Origin of the sequence: Anaerosalibacter massiliensis, from assembly GCF_024623155.1 — a bacterium.
GTDB classification, from domain to species: Bacteria; Bacillota; Clostridia; order Tissierellales; family Sporanaerobacteraceae; genus Anaerosalibacter; species Anaerosalibacter massiliensis.
In genome coordinates this window covers 21,808-27,937 of sequence record NZ_JANJZL010000020.1, presented here as the reverse complement: position 1 = coordinate 27,937, position 6,130 = coordinate 21,808, and the positions used below count along the sequence as shown (strand labels likewise).

3 protein-coding genes and 17 tRNA genes are annotated in these 6,130 nt (G+C 33.2%); 19 read left to right on the top strand and 1 reads right to left on the bottom strand.

Features of this window, described 5'->3' with window-relative positions:
• Positions 1 to 39 precede the first annotated feature (39 nt).
• From NSA23_RS15820 to NSA23_RS15740, 17 genes are all read left to right on the top strand, one after another.
• A tRNA-Val gene (locus NSA23_RS15820) sits at positions 40 to 115 on the top strand.
• A gap of 41 nt (positions 116 to 156) precedes the next feature.
• Positions 157 to 233: transfer RNA gene (locus tag NSA23_RS15815), tRNA-Asp, on the top strand.
• A 299-nt stretch (positions 234 to 532) separates the two neighbouring features.
• A tRNA-Thr gene (locus tag NSA23_RS15810) sits at positions 533 to 608 on the top strand.
• A 6-nt stretch (positions 609 to 614) separates the two neighbouring features.
• Positions 615 to 700: transfer RNA gene (locus NSA23_RS15805), tRNA-Tyr, on the top strand.
• 1 nt (position 701) lies between these two features.
• Positions 702 to 775, top strand: a tRNA-Gly gene (locus NSA23_RS15800).
• Between the two features lie 6 nt (positions 776 to 781).
• Positions 782 to 858 (top strand) — tRNA-Arg (locus tag NSA23_RS15795).
• Positions 859 to 864: 6 nt separating this feature from the next.
• A tRNA-Gln gene (locus NSA23_RS15790) sits at positions 865 to 941 on the top strand.
• Positions 942 to 944: 3 nt separating this feature from the next.
• Positions 945 to 1,020, top strand: a tRNA-Lys gene (locus NSA23_RS15785).
• A gap of 3 nt (positions 1,021 to 1,023) precedes the next feature.
• Positions 1,024 to 1,114, top strand: a tRNA-Ser gene (locus NSA23_RS15780).
• 18 nt (positions 1,115 to 1,132) lie between these two features.
• Positions 1,133 to 1,223 (top strand) — tRNA-Ser (locus tag NSA23_RS15775).
• A gap of 18 nt (positions 1,224 to 1,241) precedes the next feature.
• Positions 1,242 to 1,318 (top strand) — tRNA-Ile (locus NSA23_RS15770).
• A gap of 31 nt (positions 1,319 to 1,349) precedes the next feature.
• Positions 1,350 to 1,425: transfer RNA gene (locus tag NSA23_RS15765), tRNA-Trp, on the top strand.
• A gap of 20 nt (positions 1,426 to 1,445) precedes the next feature.
• A tRNA-Val gene (locus NSA23_RS15760) sits at positions 1,446 to 1,521 on the top strand.
• A gap of 16 nt (positions 1,522 to 1,537) precedes the next feature.
• A tRNA-Ile gene (locus NSA23_RS15755) sits at positions 1,538 to 1,614 on the top strand.
• Positions 1,615 to 1,629: 15 nt separating this feature from the next.
• A tRNA-Ile gene (locus NSA23_RS15750) sits at positions 1,630 to 1,706 on the top strand.
• Between the two features lie 6 nt (positions 1,707 to 1,712).
• Positions 1,713 to 1,788 (top strand) — tRNA-Phe (locus tag NSA23_RS15745).
• 30 nt (positions 1,789 to 1,818) lie between these two features.
• Positions 1,819 to 1,895: transfer RNA gene (locus NSA23_RS15740), tRNA-Gln, on the top strand.
• A gap of 33 nt (positions 1,896 to 1,928) precedes the next feature.
• On the opposite strand, the gene NSA23_RS15735 is transcribed toward NSA23_RS15740, so the two are convergent.
• Positions 1,929 to 2,924, bottom strand: coding sequence for a ribonuclease H-like domain-containing protein (locus NSA23_RS15735; protein ID WP_050069925.1), 996 nt, complete (start codon positions 2,922 to 2,924; stop codon positions 1,929 to 1,931).
• A gap of 105 nt (positions 2,925 to 3,029) precedes the next feature.
• Here NSA23_RS15735 and NSA23_RS15730 point away from each other — a divergent pair, with 105 nt between their 5' ends.
• Together NSA23_RS15730 and NSA23_RS15725 are read left to right on the top strand one after the other, a co-directional pair.
• Positions 3,030 to 4,631, top strand: a complete 1,602-nt coding sequence (locus NSA23_RS15730; protein ID WP_081915300.1) for a gamma-glutamyltransferase family protein — start codon at positions 3,030 to 3,032, stop codon at positions 4,629 to 4,631.
• Between the two features lie 23 nt (positions 4,632 to 4,654).
• Positions 4,655 to 6,094, top strand: a complete 1,440-nt coding sequence (locus tag NSA23_RS15725) for a hypothetical protein (protein ID WP_042683527.1) — start codon at positions 4,655 to 4,657, stop codon at positions 6,092 to 6,094.
• The last annotated feature ends 36 nt before the right edge of the window (positions 6,095 to 6,130 follow it).

The window sequence follows — 6,130 nt, the reverse complement described above, 5'->3', positions numbered from 1 at the left end:
ACGGCGGTATCCCGGGTTCGAATCCCGGTAGGGTCACCAGGGCGCATAGCTCAGCTGGGAGAGCACCTGCCTTACAAGCAGGGGGTCATAGGTTCGAGCCCTATTGCGCCCACCAAATTCAAATTTTCATATAGAGATTTTAAATAAGATTAATATGGCCTGGTAGTTCAGCTGGTTAGAATGCTAGCCTGTCACGCTAGAGGTCGAGGGTTCGAGTCCCTTCCAGGTCGCCATTTATTTTGCTTTGGTAGTAAATTATAAAAAATATAAAATTATAAAAAAAGGTTGACAAATTTTAATTTAGCATTTATAATTTTATTTATGACTTTAATTAAATATTCATTCTGGTGTAGCTCAATTGGCATAAGCAGAGAACCCAAATCTATGAATAAAAGGGTAGCTCAAAAGTTAAAACTTTTGAGTACTGCAATTGCACCAAATATAAAATTTGGGGCATTGCAGCATGAATCGCTTAGTCGGAGTCGCCAAAGCTTATTACTATGTTATTAGATTTTGCAAATTAAATATTTATGCTGGTGTAGCTCAATTGGCAGAGCAACTGACTTGTAATCAGTAGGTTGGGGGTTCAAGTCCTCTCACCAGCTCCAAAGTTGGGAGGAGTTCCCGAGTTGGCTAAAGGGGACGGACTGTAAATCCGTTGGCTCAGCCTTCACTGGTTCGAATCCAGTCTCCTCCACCATGCGGGTGTAGCTCAGTGGTAGAGCCCCAGCCTTCCAAGCTGGTTGCGAGGGTTCGATTCCCTTCACCCGCTCCAGAAAATGCACCTATAGCTCAGTTGGATAGAGCAACGGACTTCTAATCCGTGTGCCGGGGGTTCGAATCCTCCTAGGTGCACCATAATATTGGGATGTAGCCAAGTCGGTAAGGCACTAGACTTTGACTCTAGCATTTCGCAGGTTCGAGTCCTGCCATCCCAGCCACATGACCCATTAGCTCAGTTGGCAGAGCACTTGACTTTTAATCAAGGAGTCCGGCGTTCGAATCGCCGATGGGTCACCATTTGGAGAGGTACCGAAGTGGTCATAACGGGGCGGTCTTGAAAACCGTTAGGGTCTCACGGCCCACGTGGGTTCGAATCCCACCCTCTCCGCCACAATTAATATAACTATTTGGAGAAGTACTCAAGAGGCTGAAGAGGCTCCCCTGCTAAGGGAGTAGGTCCTATTCGGGGCGCGAGGGTTCAAATCCCTCCTTCTCCGCCAGTTATTCTAATTTATTGTGGGCCTTTAGCTCAGTTGGTTAGAGCGCCCGGCTCATAACCGGTAGGTCCGGGGTTCGAGTCCCTGAAGGCCCACCACTTGTTTAAATAAGTTTTTGGATTTGACTGTAGGGGTATAGTTCAGTTGGTAGAACGTCGGTCTCCAAAACCGAATGTCGTGGGTTCGAGTCCTGCTACCCCTGCCAGTCTACATATATTAGCATAGGGGCGCATAGCTCAGCTGGGAGAGCACCTGCCTTACAAGCAGGGGGTCATAGGTTCGAGCCCTATTGCGCCCACCAAAATTAACTTAAATATGGGCTTGTAGCTCAGGTGGTTAGAGCGCACGCCTGATAAGCGTGAGGTCGGTGGTTCGAGTCCACCCAGGCCCACCATAAAAAATATAATTGGGGCCTTTAGCTCAGTTGGTTAGAGCGCCCGGCTCATAACCGGTAGGTCCGGGGTTCGAGTCCCTGAAGGCCCACCAATAATTGCCCAGATAGCTCAGTCGGTAGAGCAGGGGACTGAAAATCCCCGTGTCGGTGGTTCGATTCCGCCTCTGGGCACCATTTTTTTATAAAAAAAGTTAGTTTTTATATTGGGATGTAGCCAAGTCGGTAAGGCACTAGACTTTGACTCTAGCATTTCGCAGGTTCGAGTCCTGCCATCCCAGCCATTAAAAAAAGAGTAGAAATTTTCTACTCTTTTTTTAAATACTTACTTTGCTTTCTATTGTATATTTGATCATACCTTTAATATTTTCCATAGCTAATCTTTTATCTACTTTCAATAGCATGATATTCGGTGGAATATTAAAGCTTGTACAATCTTTAATATTCATTCCATATTCCAGATTATCTAGATTTATATAGAAACATTTTTTTTCAGTAGATAATAAACCTTTTTCAATCTGAAATTCCATATATAATGTCCCCTCTTTAAAATCCCAATTTAAGTTATAATAGTTTCCATAGTCTATATAGGAATCCTTTTTAAAAGAGGTTGTTTTACAATAGATTTTCATTACATCATTAATAAAATCAATTGATTCAATTGCAATTTTTGGATTGTTTTTATGATTAGAGCTTTTATTTGATAGATATACAATTTTGTTATCATCTATAATATCCAACATTTTTAAAACGAAAGGTAGATAGTATAAATCATCATAATTGTGTTTTAAAATGAGTTTTCTTTTTTCCAAATCATTGCTTTTTAAATAGTCATAATAAAGATCAATACAATCTTTTCCAGATATAGTATCTTCCCTATAAATACCTAAAAATTTTTCAATAGATTTAAGTTTGAAACTTTTAAGTGGAAGTAATTCTTTGTTATTTCTTATTGTTCTATAAATATCTATGCTTTTATTTTTAGGTATTTGATATTTAATATCATATTTTTTATATTTGCTATTTAAAAAAGGAATATCAAAAGTATCTCCATTGAATGTTACAACATGTACACTGTTTTCTATATCTTCTATTAAAGTTTTTAAAATACAATCTTCCTTTTCAGAGGAGTTTAAGAAATATTGTTTTAAAGTATATTTACCATTATTATAAATTAATAATCCCACTAGGTAAACAGTATCATAAGCTCTGCTAAAACCAGTAGTTTCAATATCCAAGAAACAAACTGGGCTATTATCAAAATATTTCTCCATATTCAAATCATAGTCAATATTATAATATATCTTTTCCATTCTTTATTCTCCTTCATATATCATGTTATAATAAAATAGTATATCAATTATTATAAATTATATATATTATTTATTATGAAATCAAATGTAGACAGGAGGATTTTGATGATATTTGATAGTTTAAATAATAGGTATCCATCTCAGCGAATGACAGTATTTTCTAGAAAAGGCATGGTAGCAACCTCTCAACCACTAGCTGCTGAAGCAGGTTTAGAGGTTATGAAAAAGGGTGGAAATGCTATAGATGCAGCCATAGCAGCAGCTGCATGTCTTACAGTAGTAGAACCTACTTCAAATGGTATAGGGGGAGATGCTTTTGCTATTGTATGGCATAAAAACAATATATATGGCTTAAATTCTAGTGGACCTGCACCAAAAAACATAACTATTGAAAAATTAAAAAATAGTGGATATAAAGAGATGCCTGCTCGTGGTTTTATTCCTGTTACAGTACCGGGGGTTCCCTATGCTTGGAGAGAGCTATCTAAAAGGTTTGGAAATATTTCCATAAAAGAAGCTTTGAATCCTGCTATATCTTATGCAGTAGAAGGCTATCCAGTTTCACCAATAGTATCTCAAAATTGGCAAATAGCTTTTGAAACTTTTAAGAAAATATTAAAAGGGGAAGAATATAAAGAATGGTTTAAAACTTTTACTATAGATGGTAAACCACCTAAACCAGGTAGTTTGTGGAGAAGTAGAAAAATGGGCAGAACCTTGATAGAGTTAGGAGAAAGTGAATGTCTATCTTTTTATGAAGGTGATATAGCTGAAAAAATTGATAAATTTTCTAAAAAGTACAATGGATATTTAAACAAAGAAGATTTACTAGGATTTAGTTCAGAATGGGTTAATCCAATTAGTATAAATTATAGAGGATATGATGTATGGGAATTGCCACCTAATACTCATGGAATAGTGGTTTTAATGGCATTAAATATATTAAAAAATTTTGAATTAGAGTATGGAAAAGTTTCTTCACAGCATATAATTATGGAAGCTATGAAATTAGCTTATGAAGATGGTTTAAAATATATTACAGATCATGATAAAATGAAGGTATCTACTAGTAGTTTATTGTCAGAAGAATATGCATACGAAAGAGCTAAACTTATAAAAAACAAGGCAATTCAACCTAAGTATGGCAATCCTAATTTAGGTGGAACAGTTTATTTAGCTACTGCAGATAGTGAAGGTAATATGGTAAGCTATATTCAAAGTAATTTTATGGATTTTGGTTCTGGGCTTGTAGTTCCTGATACGGGTATTAATTTACATAATAGAGGTTATAGTTTTTCACTAGATAGTTTAGCAGCTAATTGTTTAGAACCAGGCAAAAAGACTTATCATACTATTATACCAGGATTTATAACTAAAAGAGATAGAGCCATTGGTTCTTTTGGAGTAATGGGAAAATATATGCAACCTCAAGGCCATGTTCAAGTTCTAACTAATTTAATAGATTTCAACCACAATCCACAAGAAGCTTTAGATCGTCCACGTTGGCAATGGATTGGAAATAAAGAAATATTGGTAGAGCCAAATTTTTCAGAATACATGGTGAGAAAACTAACTGAATTAGGACATGAAGTTAAATACTCAGAGGATATTGGAAGTTTTGGAAGAGGACAAATTATATTAAGGGAAGATGAAACTTTTATTGGAGGTACTGAACCTAGAGCAGATAGCAATATATCTTCTTGGTAAAATGTTCTGAAAGGAGTAATGATATGGATAATGATAATGTAGAAGAGCTATCAAATGAAGAGATAACAGAAATCATGAGAAGTATAAACAATGAGCAACTTAGAAAAATTGGAATAATGTCTATATATGATAGTTTTTATGGCAGTTTAGAATCTATGAAATTAATGGAGAAATCTAAGATCATAGAAAAAATTGAATCAAAAGAAGAACAGGAGAAATTATATAGCCATTATAATAGTTTATTAAAATTAGTTTATGATTTAGATGATAGTATAAAAAATCAAGAAGATAATTTAGAAAAAATAAAAAATATAAGGAAAGATTTATATAAACTTTCCAATTATCTTAAACCTTATATCATTGAGATATCCTATATCAATGAACTTGCCAATAACTATTTTAATAAGCATATGGTAGAAGATAAACAGGATTTTGGAAAATTAGATCAGGAGATTTTGAATAAATTATATTTAGATATTACAAATTATATAGCAAAGGATAGTAAAGATTATTATTTGTTTTCTAAAAAAATATCTGCAATAATAAGGATTCTACCTTTTAGAATGACAAAAGCAAGATTTTTAGAGATAGTAGAAATTTCTCTTAAAAGAAATTTAATTCAATATCCTAAAGAATATGTAGATCATCAAATTAGAGAATATAAAAGAATATTTGATGGTTCTATGGAACCTAGTTATGGAACAAAGTTTGATAAATATTTTAGGAAAACTCAAGATATTAAACAAAATAATTTTAAAGAATTAAATTTAGAGGAAACTAAGAAGGCTTTGGAAAAATCTAAAGTACTTTTAGAAGAAGTAGAAGAAATAGACTTTTTTATCACTAACTTAGGAATATTAACCAATAAATTAATAGTAGTATTTTTGACTAGTCATTTAATAAAAGATAGTGTATTAAACGGCAAACTTATTAGTGAATGTAAAAAATCTATTGACTCTTTCGGAAAAATTTCATATAAAGAAGTAAGAAAAAAGTTAAATAGTGAAATTTCCACTTTAGAAAAAGACCTATTCAAAACAAATGAATTTTTAGAGGAAATTGGAAATGAGGCTATTAAAAGAACTGAAATTGTAGATGAAGAATTAAATAAAGAACTATTATTTACAAAGAAAGTTTTAACTTTCTACAATGATATAATTTTTGAAGATGAAGAGATACTATTATTAGATGAAGAAAGTTTTATAAAGCCAGTAGAAAAAAGTTATTTGAAAGAAGTTCTTTCAAATTTTATTCAATATATTAATAGGTCCATATCTCTAATGTCAAATATTGAAAGAAAGCTTAGAATGAAAAGACTATTATCTATAATGGAATTTCCTTTTGAAAGTCCAGAGGATTTTATGGATTATATCAAGAATTCATTAGATCAGAGAACAACAAGTAATAACGAAATACTTATTGCAATCAATAGTTTATACTATCTAATGGATATGAAAAAATAAAATTATAAAAGTTATATTATCCCTTCAATATGTCAA

Bases quoted from the DNA above. Each gene is read 5' to 3' on its own strand.
- NSA23_RS15735 (WP_050069925.1), bottom strand. From the start codon at position 2,924: ATGGAAAAGATATATTATAATATTGACTATGATTTGAATATGGAGAAA.
- NSA23_RS15730 (WP_081915300.1), top strand. From the start codon at position 3,030: ATGATATTTGATAGTTTAAATAATAGGTATCCATCTCAGCGAATGACA.
- NSA23_RS15725 (WP_042683527.1), top strand. From the start codon at position 4,655: ATGGATAATGATAATGTAGAAGAGCTATCAAATGAAGAGATAACAGAA.